This is a genomic window from Actinoallomurus soli (assembly GCF_024055715.1).
In the GTDB taxonomy this organism is placed as follows: Bacteria; Actinomycetota; Actinomycetes; order Streptosporangiales; family Streptosporangiaceae; genus Actinoallomurus; species Actinoallomurus soli.
This window is the reverse complement of record NZ_JAMXMV010000002.1, coordinates 130,083-147,759: the sequence shown is the minus strand read 5'-3', so window position 1 is coordinate 147,759 and position 17,677 is coordinate 130,083. Positions and strand designations below refer to the sequence as shown.

Here is a 17,677-nt window from a genome sequence, read left to right as displayed (position 1 = left end):
ACGACGAGGGCGAGGCCCCCACGATGACGGACGAGACGACGTCCGCCGCACGGCAGGGCCGGGTCGCCTTCGTCGGCGTCGGCCCGGGCGACCCGGAGCTGCTGACGCTCCGGGCGGCCAGGATCCTCGGCGCGGCCGACGTCATCGTGGTCCACGAGACCCTGGCGCCGCCGTACGAGCCGCACTTCAACCCCGCCGCCGAGGTGATCGGCCCGGCGGGCGTGAACCTCGCGAGCCTGGCCCGGTCGGGCAAGGTCGTCGCGCGGGTCTTCGCCGGCGACCCCGGCGTGGGCTGCGCCGTGGCCGAGGACGCGAAGGCCTGCGCCAAGGCGAAGATCCCGTTCGAGATCGTCCCCGGCGTCTCGTCGGTCATCGGCGTGCCCGGCTACGCGGGCATTCCGCTGACGGACGGCAAGCACCGCGAGGTGACGATCGTCGACGCCCAGGAGGGCGGGATCGATTGGACCGCCCACGCGGGCGCGGCCACCCTCGTGATCCTCGGTGTCGAGAACACCATCGGCGAGGTCGCCAAGGGCCTCATGGCCGCCGGCCGGTCCGACACGACGCCGGTGGCGGTCACCTCGATGGGCACGACCACCGAGCAGTACACCGTCGACTCCACGCTGGCCAAGGTCGCCTCCGACACCAAGCACCTGGAGTCCCCGGCGCTGCTGGTCGTCGGCGACGTCGTCCGCTGGCGCGACAAGCTGTCGTGGTTCGAGACCAAGCCGCTGTTCGGCTGGCGGGTGCTGGTGCCCCGCACGAAGGAGCAGGCCGCGTCGCTGTCGGACCAGCTCCGCTCGTACGGCGCCGTGCCCGACGAGGTGCCCACGATCTCGGTGGAACCGCCGCGCACGCCGCAGCAGATGGAACGTGCCGTTCGGGGTCTCGTGACCGGCCGCTACGAGTGGGTGGTCTTCACCTCGACCAACGCCGTGCGCGCCGTACGCGAGCGGTTCGAGCAGTACGGCCTGGACGCCCGCGCGTTCGCCGGCCTGAAGGTCGCGGCCGTGGGCGAGCAGACCGCCGCCGCGCTCGTGGAGTTCGGCGTCAAGCCCGACCTCATGCCGAAGGGGCAGCAGTCCTCCGAGGGGCTCGTCGAGGTCTGGCCGCCGTACGACAAGGACCTCGACCCGATCAACCGGGTGCTCCTGCCGCGCGCCGACATCGCCACCGAGACCCTCGTCGCCGGGCTCACCGAGCTGGGCTGGGAGTGCGACGACGTGACCGCCTACCGGACCGTACGCGCGGCGCCGCCGCCGGCGCCGATCCGCGAGGCGATCAAGGGCGGCGGGTTCGACGCGGTGCTGTTCACGTCCTCCTCGACGGTCCGCAACCTCATCGGGATCGCCGGCAAGCCGCACAACGTCACGGTGATCGCGTGCATCGGCCCGCAGACCGCGCGCACGGCCGAGGAGTACGGCCTGCGCGTCGACGTGATGGCGGACAAACCGTCCGTCAGCGCCCTCGCCGAGGCCCTCGCGGAGTACGGTGCGAAGCGGCGGGCCGCCCAGGTCGAGGCCGGAGACCCCCTCCGCAAGCCGAGTGAGATGCGCCGCGGCGCGCGCCGGCGCAAGTGATCGTCTGAAAGAAGGCCCTCGTGACCGCGCAGTTCCCCGTCGTACGTCCCCGGCGGCTCCGCCGCACCCCCGCGCTGCGGCGGATGGTCGCCGAGACCCGGCTGCACCCGAGCGACCTGGTGCTGCCGCTGTTCGTGAAGGAGGGCATCACCGAGCCGCAGCCGATCGCGTCGATGCCCGGTGTCGTGCAGCACACCCGGGACTCGCTGCGCAAGGCCGCGCACGACGCGGTGGAGGCCGGCGTCGGCGGGCTGATCCTGTTCGGGATCCCGGCGGTCAAGGACGGCCGCGGCTCGGGCGCCGACGACCCGGCCGGCATCGTGCAGAAGGGCCTGCGCGACCTGTCCGCCGAGCTCGGCGACTCCACGGTGCTCATCGCCGACCTGTGCCTGGACGAGTACACCGACCACGGGCACTGCGGCATCCTCACGCCCTCCGGTGAGGTCGACAACGACGCCACCCTGGAGCGCTACGCCTCCATCGCCGTCGCCCAGGCCGCGGCCGGCGTCGACGTCGTCGCCCCGAGCGGCATGATGGACGGCCAGGTCGCCGCGATCCGTACCGCCCTCGACCAGGCCGGCTACGGCAACGTCGCGATCATGGCGTACGCCGTGAAGTACGCCTCGGCGTTCTACGGCCCGTTCCGCGACGCCGCCGAGTGCGCTCCGCAGTTCGGCGACCGGTCCGCGTACCAGCAGGACCCGGCCAACGCCGAGGAGTCGATCCGGGAGGCGCTGCTGGACCTGGATGAGGGCGCCGACTTCGTCATGGTCAAGCCCGCGCTCACCTACCTGGACATCGTCCGGCGGGTGCGCGACACGGTGCACGTCCCGGTCGCCGCCTACCAGGTCAGCGGCGAGTACGCCATGGTCGAGGCCGCCGCCGCGCAGGGCTGGATCGACCGCGACCGGATCATCATGGAGACGCTGACCTCCGTCCGCCGCGCGGGCGCCGACATCGTCCTCACCTACTGGGCCACCGAGGTGGCCCGCTCCCTGCGCGCCTGACCTGGGCTGCGCTGTCGGGTCGCTCGCGCGCCTCACTCGCTTCGCGAGCGACCTCGTCCCTCGGCCGCTCACTCCACTCGCTACGGCGGCTTCGCTCCCTCCCCGCCGTAGCAGGTCACGGCTTCGCCGCTATTCAGGGGTTCCCGCAACTCGGGAAAGAGCGGCGCGCCATCATCGAAAGAGGAGCGGAGGGGGAGCAGGATGCTGGACGTAACAGCGAAACGAACGAACCGGTCGGCGCGCCGCCGCCAGACGGGCGAGTCGGCCAGGCGCGAGCGCATGGCGGCCGCCGTACAGGAGTACGCCGCCCTGGGCTGGCCCTGTTATCCGGGCGAACATCCGGCGACCGACGGCACGCGGGCGTGTTCCTGCGACCGGATCGGCTGCCCGTCGCCCGCGGCGCATCCCCGGTCCCAGGTGTGGCAGCGGCAGGCCACGGTCGACGCCGACACCCTGGGACGCTGGTGGGCGGGTGACCCGGAGGCGAACATCGTTCTGCCGACCGGGCGGGTCTTCGACGTCTTCGACGTGCCGGCCGGGGCGGGCCGCGCGGCCCTGGAGCGGATGGAGCGCGAAGGCGTCCCGGTCGGCCCGGTGGCCGCCTACGGTGACGAGCGCTACCTGTTCTTCGTCGCCACCCGGGGCGCGCCCGTCGACGAGGACGAGTGGTGGTCCTGCCACCTCGACACCGTCCCGGAGACGATCGCCGACAACCCCGGAATGCGCTGGCACTGCCGCGACAGCTACGTCGTCGCGCCGCCGTCGATGCTGCCGTTCGGCCGCGCGGTGACCTGGGTCAGGGAGCCGTACGGCGTGCCGCTGCCGGACCCGGTGCGGCTACTGGAGATCCTGGCCGACGACGCCGAATGACGTCTGGGAGACTCGTGGGGTGACTTCCACGAATCGTTCCGAAGAACTCTTCGACCGGGCGGGCGCCGTCATCCCGGGCGGGGTCAACTCCCCGGTGCGCGCCTTCGGGGCCGTGGGCGGCACCCCGCGGTTCATGGCCTCGGCCCGTGGCCCGTACCTCGTCGACGCCGACGGCAACGAGTACGTCGACCTGATCTGCTCGTGGGGCCCGATGATCCTCGGGCACGCACACCCGCAGGTCGTCGAGGCCGTGCACCACGCCATCGAGCGCGGCACCTCGTACGGCGCGCCGACCGAGGGCGAGGTCCTGCTGGCCGAGGAGATGGTCGAGCGCACGCCGATCGACAAGGTCCGCCTGGTCAGCTCCGGCACCGAGGCCACCATGTCGGCGATCCGGCTGGCGCGCGGTTTCACCGAGCGCTCGAAGATCGTGAAGTTCGCCGGCTGCTACCACGGCCACTCCGACGCGCTGCTGGCCGCCGCCGGGTCGGGCGTTGCGACCTTCGGCCTGCCCGACTCTCCGGGCGTCACGGGCACGGCCACCGCCGACACGATCGTGCTCCGCTACAACGACATCGCCGCCGTCGAGGAGACGTTCGGCGAGTACGGCCACGAGATCGCCTGCGTCATCACCGAGGCGTGCCCGGCCAACATGGGCATCGTCCCGCCGACCCAGGACTTCAACGCCGCGCTGAAGCGCGTCTGCGAGCGCCACGGCGCCCTGCTCATCATCGACGAGGTGCTGACCGGCTTCCGCGTCTCGCGCTCCGGCTGGTACGGCCTGGAGGGCGTCGCCGGCGACCTGTACACCTTCGGCAAGGTGATGGGCGGCGGCCTGCCCGCGGCGGCGTTCGGCGGCCGCGCCGACGTCATGGACCGCCTGGCCCCCGCGGGCCCGGTGTACCAGGCGGGCACCCTGTCCGGTAACCCCCTGGCCACCGCCGCCGGCCTGGCCACCCTCCGCGCCGCCACCGACGAGGTGTACGCGCGGATCGACCGCGCGGCGAGCGTCGTCGCCGAGGCCGCGACGGAGGCGCTGGCCAAGGAGGGTGTCCCGCACCGGCTGCAGACGGCGGGCAACCTGTTCTCGATCTTCTTCGCCGACGAGGCGGTGCTGGACTTCGAGCAGGCCCAGCGGCAGAACACCCGCAAGTACGCGGCGTTCTTCCACACGGCCCTGGACCACGGCGTCTACCTGCCCCCGTCGGCGTACGAGGCGTGGTTCCTGTCCGCCGCCCACGACGACACGGCCCTGGAGCGCATCACCGAGGCCCTGCCCCACGCCGCCCGCGCCGCCGCCGAAGCCGCATAGCCCACGGCCCGGCATGTTCGCCAGCGCCGAGACTTTTCGTCGCCATCATCGCGGCGGAGAGTCTCGGTGCTGCCAGGCCGACCCCGTCCCGACGTAGTGGCTGCGGGTCACTGTGTGTTCCGGTGGCCTCGGAGCAAGTAGAGGATCACGCCACTCAGCCCGGCGCAGATCGCCGCGAGGATCCACAGCATCGTGTGGAACGCATCGTCGTACCCGTGGATGAGGAGTGCGGTGAGATCCCGCGTGGGCGAGGTGCCCGCCGCTCGTACCGCACTGGAGACGTTTCCGGCCGCGACCTCGTTGGCCAGGCGTCCGGCGTCGGCTCCGGGGGCCACCGAGCCGATGGACCGTGAGATCGTGGCGTGGACCAGCGTGGCGAACACCGCGCCGTAGATCGCGACGGCGACTGCTTCGCTGCCCAGGCGCATCGTGTTCAAGAACCCGGCCGCCATACCGGCCTGCTCGTCCGGCACGATCGCCAGCGCTCGGCCATCGACCAGGCCGGCCGACAGGCCCATGCCGGCTCCGGTCACCAGCAGCGGCACGGCGACCACCAGGACGGAGAAGCCGGGGTCGAAGACCAGCAGCGCCAGGTCGCCGACGATGAGGCAGACCAGGCTGGCGCGAAGCACGGTCTCGGCCGGTAGGCCCCGGTTGACCAGCGCACTGGCGAGCATCGGGCAGACGAACACGGGAATGGTGAGCAGCACCATGATCAGGCCGGCTGTACCGGCCGTACGGCCGGCCGCCGCGGTCAGGTAACTCGGCAGGTAGGTGAGCATCGTGACGAACCCGAACGACGCGGCGACCGGCACGAGGCACAACCCGACATAGCGCCGGTCGCGCAGCACGCTCAGATCGAGCATGGGGTGCGCGACCCGCCGCTGCACGGCCGCGAACACGGCGAACAGCGAGAGCGAGACGGCGAACAGGCCGAGGACCCCGAGGCTACTCCAGCCCCACTGCGATCCCTGCACGATGGAGACCGTCAGCGCGAGCATCGCCAGGATGAACAGCGCGGCGCCCGGAAGGTCGATGCGAGCGCCGGTGCGCCCGCGGTCGGCGACCGTCCGCAGTACGACCGGGGTGGCGCAGAGCACGACGGCCAGAACGATGGCGTGCACGCCGAAGATCCACCGCCAGCCGAGGCTTTCCACGATCGCGCCGGAGAACGACGGGCCGACGCCTACGCCGATCCCGGCGACCGTCCCGAAAAGGGCGAACGCGCGGACGCGGGCGGGGCCGGTGAACACGGTTGACAGGATCGCGCTGCCGCAGGAGAAGATCGCCGCGCCTCCGATGCCGGCGAGGGCCCGTGCGGCGTCCAGGACGTGGATACTGCCGGCCAGGCCGCTCGCCACAGACGCGATCAGGTAGATCCCGGCGCCCAGGGCGAAGGCCTTCGCGCGGCCCACGATGTCGGCGACCGACCCCCAGGCCAGGGTGAAGCAGGCGAAGGTGAGGTTGAACGCGTTGACCACCCACTGCAGCGAGGTGAGCCCGGCCGAGGTCTGGCCGCCGATGTCGGACAGCGCGACCGCAGTGCCTGAGATGGAGGTCGGCACGACGAGTACGGCCAGGAGCACCGCGGCGAGGGTCACGCGGTGCCCTGCCGCCCTCTCGGCCTCCGGTCGAGGAGACGTCGCCAGAGGTGGCGCGGCGTCGACGGGGAGGACCGGATCGCCGCCGGTGATCTGCGGAGATGGTGGCTCACTGCTCATCGGCGCTCCGAGACGGTAGGTACGAAGAAATTCGTACCTACCGTAGCCGCCCCGTCGGTGCGATGCAATGGAGTGTCGTTCCGCTTTACGGCTGATCAACATGCCTGTCATATTTCGCGCGAGCTGCGGCCGTTGACCCGCCTCGCGGCCATCGTCTGACCCTTCCCCGACGATCCCACCCATAGAGGTTCGTGATGACCCTGTCATCTTTCACGCGTGTCTCCGTCGACCGGATCGAGCTCCGCCCCGGCCGGGCCCGCAACATCATCACGACACTCGGGCGCATCGGCGGTGGGACGGTCGGTGTGGTTGGCGAACAACCCATTGCGCAAGGGCGGCTGCCTCGACGCGCTGTCGGCGGAGAAGGCCGCACGCTTCGTACGGATGTGCGACGGCTTCGGCATCCCGCTCGTCGCCCTCGTCGACCTTCCCGGCTACCTACCCGGAGTCAAGCAGGAGTGGGAAGGCGTCGTGCGGCGCGGCGCCATCAGACCGGCCGGCCGGTCACGGGCGCCGGTCACGGCGCTTCATCGCGCACCATCTGCAACAGCCCCGGGAACCGCTGATCGACGTCTGCTCCGCGCAGTGTCACCTTACGGCTGTTGCCTCGGTTCACCTGGCGGATCAACCCCGCCTCGCGCAGCACACGGAAGTGGTAGGTGAGAGTCGACTTGCTGACCGGCAGCCCGAACGACGCACAGGTTCGCTCCGTGCCTTCGGGCTGGTCGAGGAGCTCGGCCACCACCGACCGTCGATGCGGGTCGGCGAGCGCCGCGAGCACGTCCCCGAACCGCATCTCCTCGACCTCGGGATGCCCATCCGCGTCAGGCATCGTCCGCCTCCTCGCCGACGTGCATCTAGGTCCGCAATTGATCATACCTTCAACGGTGCTGCCGCGAGAGGGCACGCCTGACGGCACCGAGGTGTAGGAGGAGGGGGTGGACCGCCGGGCCGGTCAGGCGTTCGGGGAGAGGGCTTCGATGATCTCTTCGGCGCGGGCGGTGGCGGCCTTGGGCTCGGCGTCGGGGCTGCCGACGAGGGGGTCCCAGTTGAGGTCGTAGAAGAGTTCGGTGACGCCCTGCTCGGCGAGCCAGGCGGTGTCCTCGCGGATCTGGTCGTAGGACCCGGACAGCCGCAGGCGCTTGCCGGCGTCGTACGTGGCCTCCTCTCCGGCCCGTACGACGCCGCGGACGACGACGCGGACGGCGTCGGGGTCCTTGCCGGCGTCCTCGGCCGCCTGCCGGACGATCGCGATCTGCTCATGGATGCGGGACAGGTCGGTGGCGCTGCGGCTCAGCCAGCCCTCCGCGATCCGGCCCGCGCGCTTGAGCGCGGCCTCGGCGACGCCGCCGAGCAGCACCGGCGGGTGCGGCTTCTGCACGGGCTTGGGCGCCTGACGGCTCGGCGGGATCGTGTAGAACTCTCCCTCGAACGAGCTGACCTCGTCCTCCCACAGTGTGCGCAGCGCGGCCACGAACTCCTCGGCGCGCGCGCCGCGCCGCTCCTCCGACGTGCCGCTGGCGACGAACTCCTCGTGCTGCCAGCCGGCGCCCAGCCCGAGGTCGAACCGCCCGTTGGACAGCACGTCCAGGGTGGTGGCCTCCTTGGCGAGGTAGACGGGCGTGACGAACGGGAAGTTGACCAGCGAGACGCCGAGGCGGATCCGGGAGGTCCGGGCGGCGGCGTAGGTCAGCGTGAGGAGCGGATCGAGCACGCTGCGGTACACCGGGGCGAGCGCGTCCTTCTCGGCCGGGGTGAGCAGACGGTGGAACGTCCACAGCGACGCGTACCCGAGATCCTCCGCGCGCTCCGCGAAGTGACCGACGTTCCGTGGCGTGGCCCATGCCCCCGACACCGGGGCGCCGAATCCGATCCTCATGATTCCAATACTCGCAGCCGTTCGAGCGCCGTGGTCAGCGAGGCGGCGGTCGGCGGCCGCAGCGGCGACCGTACGGTGGCGTCGGCGATCAGGCCGCGCTCGGCGAGCACCGCCTTGATGACGCTCGGGGAGGGCTCGGCGAACAGCGCGTTCACCAGGGGCAGCAGCGCGCTGTGGAGCTCGCGGGCGCGGGGCGCGGCCCCGTCCCGTACGGCGTCGGCCATCGCGGTGAAGGCCGCCGGGGCGACGTTCGCCGAGGCCGTGATGCCGCCCGCCGCGCCGAGGTGCAGCAGCGGGTACAGGAACGCGTCGTCCCCGCCGAGCACGCCCCGTCCCTCGGCCAGCAGGGTCAGGGTGTCCGCGTCGATCGCTCCCGCGCAGTGCTTGATCCCGGCGACGTACGGGGTGGCGAGCAGGCCGAGGAGCGTCTCGACGCGGAGCGTCTTCCCCGTCCGGTACGGGATGTTGTAGAGGATCAGCGGCACTCCGGCCGCCGCGCCGATCGCCGCGAAGTGGTCGCGGACGCCCTCGTCGGACGGCCGGAGGTAGTACGGCACGACCGCGAGCAGCAGGTCCGCGTCGGCCGCGCGGTCGATCGCCTGCCGGACGGACTCGTCGGTGCCGATCGTGCCCACGCCGACCGTGAGCGGCGTCCCGTACCGCTCGCTGATCTTCCGGCAGGTCGCGATGACGGTGCGCCGTTCGTCGCCGGTGAGCAGCGCGGCCTCGCCCGTGGTGGCGAGCACGACCAGCCCCGCGGCGCCCTCGGCCAGGACGTGGTCGGCCAGGCGTTCGAGGGAGGGGACGTCGAGGGCGCCGTCCGGCCCGAAGGGCGTGACGAGCGGAACGTGGATTCCGTGGAGCATCGTGGTCACCTCTCGGCGAGTGCGGCGGCCGGGGCGTCGGCCCGGGAGAGGACGGGCCGCGGACGGCGGCGGAGGCCGCCGAGGGCGACGCCGCCGACGATGAGGACGCCGGCGACGACGTCGGGGACCGTGACGCGCTCACCGAGCAGGAGCGCGGCCGAGGACACGCCGAACAGCGGCACCAGCAGCGAGTAGATCGCCACCTGCCCGGCGTCGTACCGGCGCAGCAGCGCGCCCCACAGGCCGTACCCGACGAGCGTCGACAGGTACGCGATGTAGGCGAGCGCGCCGAGGCCACCGGCGGAGATGTGCGCCAGCGCGTGCGCGTCCGCGCGCGGCCCCTCGAAGATCAGGGACAGTGCGAGCAGGGGCAGCGGCGGGACCAGGCTGACCCAGACCATGAATCCGAACGTGTCCGGCGGCTGGGCCTTGCGCAGGCCGATGTTGGCCAGCCCCCACATGCCCCCCGAGCCGAGACACAGCGCGAACGCGAGCACCGGCCCGCCCTGGCCCAGCGACACGGCGATCACCGCGATCCCGGTGAAGGCCACGAGCATGCCCGCGACCTGCGCCCGGCGCATGCGCTCGCCGAGCATCGGCACGGCGAAGGCGGCGGTGAAGAGCGCCTGTGTCTGCACCACGAGCGACGACAGCCCGGCCGGCATGCCCAGGTGCATCGCGATGAACAGCAGGCCGAACTGCCCGACCCCGAGCGGCAGCCCGACGAGCGTCATCCGCCGCCACGGGATCGCGGGCCGCCGCACGAACAGGACCGCGGGGACCGCCGCCGCCAGGAACCGCAGGGCCGCGAACAGCAGCGGCGGCAGGGCGCCGAGCCCCACGTGGATGACGACGAAGTTGAAGCCCCAGATCGCGGCGATCATCACCGCGATCGCGATGTCGCGAGGTCTCATGACTCCGATCGTTCCGGGCACGACGTTTTAGGACAAGCGAATGTTCCTTAAGGCGTCCATGTAGCATGTCTACATGCTCGATCTGGAGCGGCTCCGCGCCCTCAACGCCGTGGCCACGTACGGTTCCGTCAGCGCCGCGGCCGAGGTCCTCCACGTCACGACCTCCGCCGTCTCCCAGCAGGTCGCCAAGCTGGAGCGGGAGACCGGTCACAAGCTCCTGGAGCGGAACGGCCGGGGAGTCCGCCTCACCGACGCCGCCGCCCTCCTCGCCGCGCACGCCGAGCGCATCCTCGCCATGGTCGAGGCCGCGGAGTCCGACCTGGAGGCGCACCGCGGCGCCGCCGTCGGCGAGCTCGCGGTCGCGGCGTTCCCCACGGCGGCGCGCGGCCTGATGCCGCGGGCGCTGAGCCTGCTCGCCAAAGAGCACCCCCGCCTGACGGTGACGCTGCGCGAACAGGAGCCGCACGCCAGCGTGCCCCTCGCCGCACGCGGCGAGATCGACCTGGGCATCGTCCAGGACTGGTTCAACGTGCCGCTCGCCATCCCGGACGGCCTGGTCAAGGCGCCGCTGCTCGACGACGTCGCGGACGTCGCCCTGCCCTTCGACCACCCGCTCGCCGACCGGGAGGTCATCGACCTGGCCGACCTGCGCGGGGAGGCCTGGATCGCCCAGTCGGTCGGCGCGATCTGCCGCGACTGGCTGGAGCACACCCTGCGCACCGCCGGCCTGGAGCCGCGCATCAGCCACACCGCCGACGAGTACGCCACGCAGCTCGCGCTCGTCGCGTCCGGGCTGGGCAGCGCCGTCCTGCCGCGCCTGGGCCGCTGTGACGTCCCGCCCGGCGTCCGCATCGTTCAGGTGCGCCCCGCGCTGAACCGGCACGTGTACGGCATCTGGCGCGCCGAGGCGGCCCGCCGCCCGGCCATCCGCGCCGCCGTCGCCGCCCTCCGCGCCGCCGCCGCGGACGTGGACGTCTGAGCGCGGACCTTGCGCTCACGGGCGGACCTTGCGCTCACGGAGGGTCACGGAGCGCCGCGCCCGGGTAGGGGCGCGGACATGTGGACACGGGGAACGATCGAAGGAATGGCCGCCGGACTCGTCGGCGCGCTGGCGATGACGGCCGGTGAGAAGCTGGAACAGCGATGGACCCGCCGCCCGGACTCCCACGTCCCGGCGCGGACCCTCGAACGCCTGACGGGCCTGCCGGAGCACCGCCGGCGACAGCCGGCCGCGCGCAACCTCGCCATGCACCTCGGCCAGGGCGCGCTGCTCGGCGGGCTCCGCGGGGTGATGGCCACGGCAGGGCTGCGCGGTCCCTGGGCGTCGGCGATGTTCGGGGTGGTCCGCCTGACCAACGATCAGATCCTGGAGAACGCCACCGGCGTCGGCGCCCCGCCGTGGACCTGGCCACGCCGTGAACTCGCCGTCGACCTGCTGCACAAGGGGATCTACGCCGCGGTGACCGGCCTGGTCGCCGACGCGCTGGCCGCCTGGCACGGCCCCGGCCCCGGCCAGTGGCACGCGGCCCTGCGCCCGGGCCGCCGCGGGGACGTCGCACCGGTCCCCCGGCGGCGACGGTCCGCGCTCACCTGACGACGCAGAATCGTTTCTCCGGCCCGGATCTTGGGCCACGGCGTCGTTCCCGCAGAGACGCCACCGACCCGGGCCAGGTCATTCGGCTGGTGGCCAGGCTCGGGTGAGGGCCTCGCGCAGGGATACGGTGAGGTCGGTTCCGAGGTGCTCGTCCAGTTCGGCCTCGAGGTCGGCCAGGAAGCGGGCGGCGATCCGGCGGCGCTCGAGGCCGTGGCCCGTGATGCGGACGAGAGTCGTGCGCGGGAAGCCGGCTCCCTCGTCGGCCGTGACGAGTCCTTCCACGGTCAGCTGCTTGACAGCGCGATGCATGGTCTGGCGGGAGACGCCGGCGAGGCGCGCCAACTCGGCGACACTGAGAGCCGTGTCCCGGTCGCGCAGGTGCGCCAGGACCTGCATGTGGGCCGGGGTGATGGAATCCACTCCGGCTTTGGCCAGGCGCGCGGCGAGGGCGTCCTGGAACCAGCGGGTGCGCCGCTGCAGCAGGGCCACCAGGGGGAGCTCCGTGGGCTGATCGGATGCGGTCATGCCTGTCCTGCCTTTCGCGGTGGTCCGATAGTGTGTCCAGTGTCAGCATAGGTGACACTGGAGGTCCGAATGTCGTCTCATGACGTCGACGTATTGATCGCGGGAGCCGGGCCGGTCGGCCTGACCGCGGCCTTGCAGCTGGCGCGGTGGGGTGTCGATGTCCGGGTGGTCGACGCCGCACCGGGGCCCGCCACCACCAGCCGCGCGCTCAACACCCACTCGCGGACCCTGGAGCTCTACGACCAGATGGGGATCCTGGGCGACATCGCGCCGTTCGGGGTCCGGGTGAACGCCTTCGTCCGGCATCTGGACGACGGACCGCTGCGCCTGGACTACGACTACACGGGACTCGAAACCCGCTTCCCCTACATGTTCATGGTGGATCAGGTCATCACCGAGCGGGTGCTGCGGGGCCACGCGGCCGCCGCCGGGGCGACGGTCGAGTGGAACACCGCGCTGCGGTCCTTCACCCAGGACGGGGCGGGCGTGCGGGCGGTGCTGGAGAACGCGGGTGGCGAGGAGGAGATCGTCCAGGCCAGGTATCTGTGGGGATGCGACGGCGGCCATTCGATCGTGCGCAAGTCCCTGCGATTGCCGTTGCAGGGCGAGTCCACCTACACCTGGCTGATCGCCGACGCCGTCGTGGACACCCCGGTGGCCAGGGACGCGCTGCACTGGATGTTCCCCCCGGACGGGCTGGTGATGCTGTTCCCCTTCCCCGACCCGCACAAGTGGCGGCTTCTCGACACCACCGGGGAGGGCGACCCGAACCGTCCTGAGGAGGTGGCGGCGCGCTTCAGCGCCAAGTTCTCGCAGGCGCTCGGCCGCGAGACCCGGGTGGAGACGCCGACGTGGGTCTCGACCTTCACCATCCAGCAGCGCGCCGTCCCCGCCATGCACGTCGGCCGGTGCTTCGTCTCCGGCGACGCGGCCCATGTTCACTCGCCCGCGTCGGGCCAGGGCATGAACACCAGCATCCAGGACGCCGCGAATCTGGCCTGGAAGCTGGCGATGGTGCTGCGCGGCGAGGCCGATCCGGGACTGCTGGAGACCTACGATGCCGAGCGCGTCCCGGTCGGACAGGCGCTGCTCGCCTCGACCGGCGAGGTGATGGAGGTCGCCATGACGACCGGGGAGGACGGCCGCGACTCCGACTACGCCTTCTTGCGCCAGCTCATCCGCGGCATGTCCGGCCTTGCCCTGGACTACGCGGGCAGCCCCCTCACCACCGGCGGAGGGAACGCCTCCGGCGCTGCGGGGCCGCGTCCGGGCGAACGCCTGACGCAGGTCGGCGCGGCGGACGCCGACTCCCCCGGCTGGACCGTCCTGCGCGAGGCGATCCGGCGTCCCGGCTGGCATCTGCTGGTGTTCGCCCCCGCCGACGCGCCGCGCACGGCTCCGGCATGGCTGCGCACGCATCTGATCGTCCCGCACGGTCCCGGACCTGAACGCCACAGGCACGAGGGCCCCGGACTTGGGACGGCTCTCATCCACGACGCCGACCTGCGGTTGCGTCAGACGTTGGGGGCCGGTGCCGGTGACTGGATTCTGGTGCGCCCTGACGGCTACCTGGCCGCGCGCGGAAGCGGCTTCACTCCCGAGGCGCTCGGCCACATCCTTGCGCGCGTTCCGTTTCTGCGCCCGCCCATCAGCCACGGCCCGATCCATTGAGCACGGCAGGGAGACGACCGTGATGCGGAAACTGATACTCGGCGGGGGCGGCCCCGCCGGAGCAGCGTGGCTGGGCGGCCTGGCGGACGGGCTGGTAGAGCAGGGCGTCGCCTTGGGGGCGGCTGAGGAGGTGCTGGGCACGTCCGCCGGCGCCGTCCTGGGAGCGTGGTTGGCGGCCGATCGGCCTCTGGCGCGGTTCACCGCCGCCATGGCCGACCGTGCCCGATGGCACGCCGCACAGGGCGGGCCCGTGCAACCGTCACTGCTCGGCCGTATGGGACGCTCGGCAGGCCTCGGGCACCCGAGCGAGGAGGAGATCCGCCAAATCGCGGCTCAGGCGGCACAGGTCATGAGACCCCAAGCCGTCACCGAACTCGCCGCCGTCTGGGCGCGCTGGCTCCCCGACGCCCCCTGGCCCGCCTCGCTGCGGATGGTCTGCGCCGACGCGGCGACCGGGCGTCCACGGGTGTGGGGCCCGCCGGACGGCCTGACCCTGGCCGAAGGCATCGCCACGACCACCGCGGCCCCCGGAGCGGCCGCGCCCGTCCTGATGCATGGCCGGATGTGGGTGGACGGCGGCGTGCGGTCGAGCACCAACGCCGACCTGCTCGCCCCGCCCAGGCCGGGCGGGCCCGAGCGGGTCCTCGTTCTGGCCCCGCTACCTGGGCCGGTGCTGGAGCTGGAAGTCGAATCGCTCCGCCGGCGCGGCGCGGACGTCACCGTGGTGGTCCCGGACCGGCAGAGCGTCATCGTTCTCTCCGGCGGCAGCGTCCTGGACCCGCAGACCACGCGGCGTGCGGCTCTCGCCGCCACGGCCCAGGTGGCGGCGACGCGAGGGCTGCGCGAATGGTGGGACACATGAACCCATGGCCGACCGTCACCCCGCGGGCCGGGCGCCGTCGACCTCGGCCGACCCCCCTGCTCGGTAGTCGCACCGCCGGCGGCAGTCGGCCGCGCGCAAGGCGCGTCAGCCCTTGATGAACTCGAGGAGGTCGGCGTTGAGCTCGTCCTGGTGGCTGACGAAGATGCCGTGCCCGGCGGTCGGGTACTCCTTGTAGACGGTGCCCGGGATGATCTCGGCGGTACGGCGGCCGGTCACGTCCACCGGCGCCGAGAAGTCGGCCGCGCCGTGGACGACGAGCGTGGGGATGGTGATCTCGCGCAGCCCGGCGCGGTGGTCGGCGTGGAACAGCGCGTGCTGGAACTTGAGCACCGCCCACGCCGAGGTCTTCTCGCACTCCCGGATCATCCAGTCGACGAGGGCGGGGGACACGGCGGGGCCGAGGTGGGTGGCGAAGAAGACCTGGGCCTGGTCGGAGAGCCACTTGGGCCGATCGGCGCGGATCTTGGCGCTCATGGCCTCGAAGAGGGCCTCCGGGATGCCGGCCGGGTTGTCCTCGGTCCTCTTCATGAACGGCAGCATGGCGGAGATGAACACCGCGCGGGCGACGCGCTCCTCGCCGTGCCGGGCGAGGTAGCGGGCGATCTCGCCGCCTCCCATGGAGTGGCCGACGAGAGTGACGTCCCGCAGGTCGAGGTGCTCGATCAGCGCGGCCAGGTCGTCGGCGCTGGTGTCCAGGTCGTATCCCACGGAGGGCCGGTCCGAACGCCCGTGACCCCGCCGGTCCAGCGCGACGCACCGGTAGCCCCGCTCGACGAAGAAGGGGATCTGGTACTCCCACATGTCGGTGCTCAGCATGCAACTGGCGACGAAGACGATCGTCGGGCCCTGGCCGTAGTCCTCGTAGGCCAGGCGGGTTCCGTCAGCGGTCTCGAAGAACATGGGGTCGCTCCTTGATCTGTCTGGGGTGGTCCGACGTCATGAATCCTCCCGGTGGGAGGGAACGCGGTCGATTACGTCTCGGGTAAGCGACGCGCGCTCGGCGATCTTGTTCGGGAGTGATCGGTAAAGGCGGCAGGGACCGCCGGAAGTACTGGTGAAAGGTCACCGACTCACCGAAGGGCAGGGACTCCGTTGGACTACTCCGAGGAATCCCGAAGACGCTTCACCGAGCTGTACGACGACAACTACCGGCGCGTGCTCGGTTACGTGATCACGCGGACCGAGCCGCACGCGGCGGAGGACATCGTCAGCGAGACGTTCGTCGTCGCGTGGCGCCGCCTGGACCACATCCGCGAGCCGGCACTGCCCTGGCTGCTGGGGGTCGCGCGGAACCTGCTGCTGAAACAGCGGGACAGCGGCTTCCGGCGGCGCGCGCTCGTCGACCGGGTCACCGCGATGACCACCGACGCCGACCTGGTCGCGTGGGACGTCGCGGACCACGTCGTCGAGCGCGACAGCGCCCTGGCGGCGATCGGCCGCCTCTCCGACGGCGACCTCGAGGTCCTCTCGCTCGTCATGTGGCACGGCCTGGCTCCCCGCGAGGCGGCCCGGGTCGTCGGCTGTACGACCGCGGCCTTCTTCGTCCGCCTGCACCGGGCGCGGCGCCGCCTCGCCAGGGCGATCGAGAACACCCCAGCGTCCCGCACCAGCCGCCCCACCGCCTCCCGCGCCGCCGACAAGGCCGCCCGATGAACCCCGGAGCCTCCATGAACCACGACACCGACGCCATGTTCCGTACGCTCAAGCCCGCCGGCCTGGACACCACGGTCGCCGAGGCGCACGCCCGCCGCCGCGAGCAGGACCTCGCGGCAGCGTGGAACGGCACCGGGTCCGGCCACGGCCTCTCCGTGCCGGCCGCGCGGCGCCGGATGCCGCGCGTCCTGGTGGCCGGTCTGGCCGCGGGGGCCGTCGCCGCGAGTGCGGCGTTCGTCATCGCCGCCACCGACGGCTCCGGCGACTCTCCCGGCGCCCGGCCGACGGCCTCCGTGACCGTACGCGCGCTGGACGCGCGCGCCGTCCTGCTGGCCAGCGCCGACAGCGCCGCCAAGGCGCCGCTCACCACAGGTGCCTACTGGTACACCCGCGAACGCGAGACGACCCTCGTCCGTCCTTCGACGGCCGCGGAGTCAAAGGCGATGGCCAAGGCGCGGGCGGCCGGCAAGGCGGGGCCGCGCCGTTGGTTGCCGGACCCGCCCCTCACCGCGTACGTGAGCAGGACGGAGGACAGCTGGGACGGGCGCAACCGCCACGACCGTACGATCGTCGGCATCGATCCCAAGATCACCTTTGCCACTCCGGCCGATGAGGCCACGTGGAAGAAGATGAGCCGTCAGGAGAGGCGGCAGTGGAATCTGGACACGGACGCGAAGCCGGTGGTCGGCAACTACGACTTCAGCGACCTGAGGCTCTCCCTCACCCAGCGGGACAAGACCATCGAGAAGCTGGCGAAGCTGCCGTCCGACCCGAAGGCACTCGAACAGGTCATGCGCACCTGGTTCAAGCACGAGAACCAGGCCGCGCAGCAGGAGGACGGTAAGTCGATGGACGGCGACTTCGCCCAGTACGTCTTCGGCGAGGCGCAGGACCTGCTGGCCGGGCCGCTGACACCGGGCGCGAAGGCCGGGCTGTACCGGCTGCTCGCCGAGCAGCCGGGCATCCGTTACCTCGGCACGGCCGCTGACCCGATGGGCCGCAAGGGCGCGGTCCTGGCCCTTGGGGGGAACGACGACAGCGCCTCGCCGGGCAAGAACTTCGAGATCCGTCTGATCATCGACCCGCGGTCGGGCCGGTTGCTCGCCCAGGAGTCCGGGGACCGCAAGGCGCCCAGCCTGACCATGACGTACGAGGCGATGGGCTGGGTGAACAGCCTCGGCGCCCGTCCCTGACCCGTCCGT

General features: G+C 72.1%; 17 protein-coding genes and 1 pseudogene. 11 read left to right on the top strand and 7 right to left on the bottom strand.

All coding sequences use genetic code 11. From position 1 onward, the window contains the following. The first annotated feature begins 23 nt into the window (after window positions 1–23). From NDW01_RS06605 to hemL, 4 genes are all read left to right on the top strand, one after another. Entirely contained in the window at window positions 24–1,580 is a 1,557-nt protein-coding gene (locus tag NDW01_RS06605; protein WP_252818739.1) for a bifunctional uroporphyrinogen-III C-methyltransferase/uroporphyrinogen-III synthase, read from the top strand. 20 nt (window positions 1,581–1,600) lie between these two features. Beyond that, on the top strand, window positions 1,601–2,587 hold the full coding sequence (hemB, locus tag NDW01_RS06600; protein WP_252817687.1) for a porphobilinogen synthase: 987 nt from the start codon (window positions 1,601–1,603) through the stop codon (window positions 2,585–2,587). 201 nt (window positions 2,588–2,788) lie between these two features. Further along, on the top strand, window positions 2,789–3,457 hold the full coding sequence (locus tag NDW01_RS06595; RefSeq protein ID WP_406567692.1) for a bifunctional DNA primase/polymerase: 669 nt from the start codon (window positions 2,789–2,791) through the stop codon (window positions 3,455–3,457). A gap of 19 nt (window positions 3,458–3,476) precedes the next feature. Beyond that, a complete protein-coding gene (gene hemL, locus NDW01_RS06590) occupies window positions 3,477–4,769 on the top strand; it encodes a glutamate-1-semialdehyde 2,1-aminomutase (RefSeq protein ID WP_252817685.1) in 1,293 nt (430 codons plus the stop codon). A 107-nt stretch (window positions 4,770–4,876) separates the two neighbouring features. On the opposite strand, the gene NDW01_RS06585 is transcribed toward hemL, so the two are convergent. Then, entirely contained in the window at window positions 4,877–6,490 is a 1,614-nt protein-coding gene (locus NDW01_RS06585; protein ID WP_252817683.1) for an MFS transporter, read from the bottom strand. A 233-nt stretch (window positions 6,491–6,723) separates the two neighbouring features. On the opposite strand from NDW01_RS06585, the pseudogene NDW01_RS06580 reads away from it, so the two are divergent. Continuing rightward, window positions 6,724–6,976 (top strand): annotated as a pseudogene (locus NDW01_RS06580) (carboxyl transferase domain-containing protein); the annotation flags it as partial. A gap of 31 nt (window positions 6,977–7,007) precedes the next feature. Here NDW01_RS06580 and NDW01_RS06575 read toward each other — a convergent pair. The 4 genes from NDW01_RS06575 to NDW01_RS06560 all read right to left on the bottom strand — a co-directional run bounded on the left by NDW01_RS06575 (window position 7,008) and on the right by NDW01_RS06560 (window position 10,149). After that, the gene (locus NDW01_RS06575; protein WP_252817681.1) at window positions 7,008–7,322 is read right to left on the bottom strand and encodes an ArsR/SmtB family transcription factor; all 315 of its coding nucleotides are present in this window, start codon (window positions 7,320–7,322) and stop codon (window positions 7,008–7,010) included. Window positions 7,323–7,445: 123 nt separating this feature from the next. Further along, the gene (locus tag NDW01_RS06570; RefSeq protein WP_252817679.1) at window positions 7,446–8,369 is read right to left on the bottom strand and encodes a TIGR03619 family F420-dependent LLM class oxidoreductase; all 924 of its coding nucleotides are present in this window, start codon (window positions 8,367–8,369) and stop codon (window positions 7,446–7,448) included. Continuing rightward, window positions 8,366–9,235: a 4-hydroxy-tetrahydrodipicolinate synthase family protein gene (locus NDW01_RS06565; protein WP_252817677.1), complete on the bottom strand. Its 870-nt coding sequence runs from the start codon at window positions 9,233–9,235 to the stop codon at window positions 8,366–8,368. Before NDW01_RS06565 ends, NDW01_RS06570 begins: the two co-directional genes overlap by 4 nt. Window positions 9,236–9,240: 5 nt before the next feature. Beyond that, window positions 9,241–10,149 (bottom strand): EamA family transporter, encoded by a 909-nt coding sequence (locus NDW01_RS06560; RefSeq protein ID WP_252817675.1) that lies wholly within the window; start codon window positions 10,147–10,149, stop codon window positions 9,241–9,243. Between the two features lie 73 nt (window positions 10,150–10,222). On the opposite strand from NDW01_RS06560, the gene NDW01_RS06555 reads away from it, so the two are divergent. Both NDW01_RS06555 and NDW01_RS06550 read left to right on the top strand, forming a co-directional pair. Further along, window positions 10,223–11,128 (top strand): LysR family transcriptional regulator, encoded by a 906-nt coding sequence (locus tag NDW01_RS06555; protein WP_252817673.1) that lies wholly within the window; start codon window positions 10,223–10,225, stop codon window positions 11,126–11,128. A 105-nt stretch (window positions 11,129–11,233) separates the two neighbouring features. Next, the gene (locus NDW01_RS06550; RefSeq protein WP_252817672.1) at window positions 11,234–11,743 is read left to right on the top strand and encodes a hypothetical protein; all 510 of its coding nucleotides are present in this window, start codon (window positions 11,234–11,236) and stop codon (window positions 11,741–11,743) included. 78 nt (window positions 11,744–11,821) lie between these two features. Here the strand turns inward: NDW01_RS06550 and NDW01_RS06545 are convergent, their stop codons facing one another. Further along, window positions 11,822–12,268 carry a MarR family winged helix-turn-helix transcriptional regulator gene (locus NDW01_RS06545; RefSeq protein ID WP_252817670.1) on the bottom strand — a complete coding sequence of 149 codons (447 nt, stop codon included), beginning with the start codon at window positions 12,266–12,268 and terminating at the stop codon, window positions 11,822–11,824. 69 nt (window positions 12,269–12,337) lie between these two features. On the opposite strand from NDW01_RS06545, the gene NDW01_RS06540 reads away from it, so the two are divergent. Both NDW01_RS06540 and NDW01_RS06535 read left to right on the top strand, forming a co-directional pair. After that, window positions 12,338–13,939: an FAD-dependent oxidoreductase gene (locus NDW01_RS06540; RefSeq protein ID WP_252817669.1), complete on the top strand. Its 1,602-nt coding sequence runs from the start codon at window positions 12,338–12,340 to the stop codon at window positions 13,937–13,939. Between the two features lie 22 nt (window positions 13,940–13,961). Then, on the top strand, window positions 13,962–14,801 hold the full coding sequence (locus tag NDW01_RS06535) for a patatin-like phospholipase family protein (RefSeq protein WP_252817667.1): 840 nt from the start codon (window positions 13,962–13,964) through the stop codon (window positions 14,799–14,801). A 105-nt stretch (window positions 14,802–14,906) separates the two neighbouring features. Here the strand turns inward: NDW01_RS06535 and NDW01_RS06530 are convergent, their stop codons facing one another. After that, window positions 14,907–15,722, bottom strand: a complete 816-nt coding sequence (locus NDW01_RS06530) for an alpha/beta fold hydrolase (protein WP_252817646.1) — start codon at window positions 15,720–15,722, stop codon at window positions 14,907–14,909. 192 nt (window positions 15,723–15,914) lie between these two features. Between NDW01_RS06530 and NDW01_RS06525 the strand changes: the two genes are divergently transcribed. Next, on the top strand, window positions 15,915–16,475 hold the full coding sequence (locus NDW01_RS06525) for an RNA polymerase sigma factor (RefSeq protein WP_252817645.1): 561 nt from the start codon (window positions 15,915–15,917) through the stop codon (window positions 16,473–16,475). 14 nt (window positions 16,476–16,489) lie between these two features. Next, window positions 16,490–17,668 carry a CU044_5270 family protein gene (locus NDW01_RS06520; RefSeq protein ID WP_252817643.1) on the top strand — a complete coding sequence of 393 codons (1,179 nt, stop codon included), beginning with the start codon at window positions 16,490–16,492 and terminating at the stop codon, window positions 17,666–17,668. Window positions 17,669–17,677: the final 9 nt, after the last annotated feature.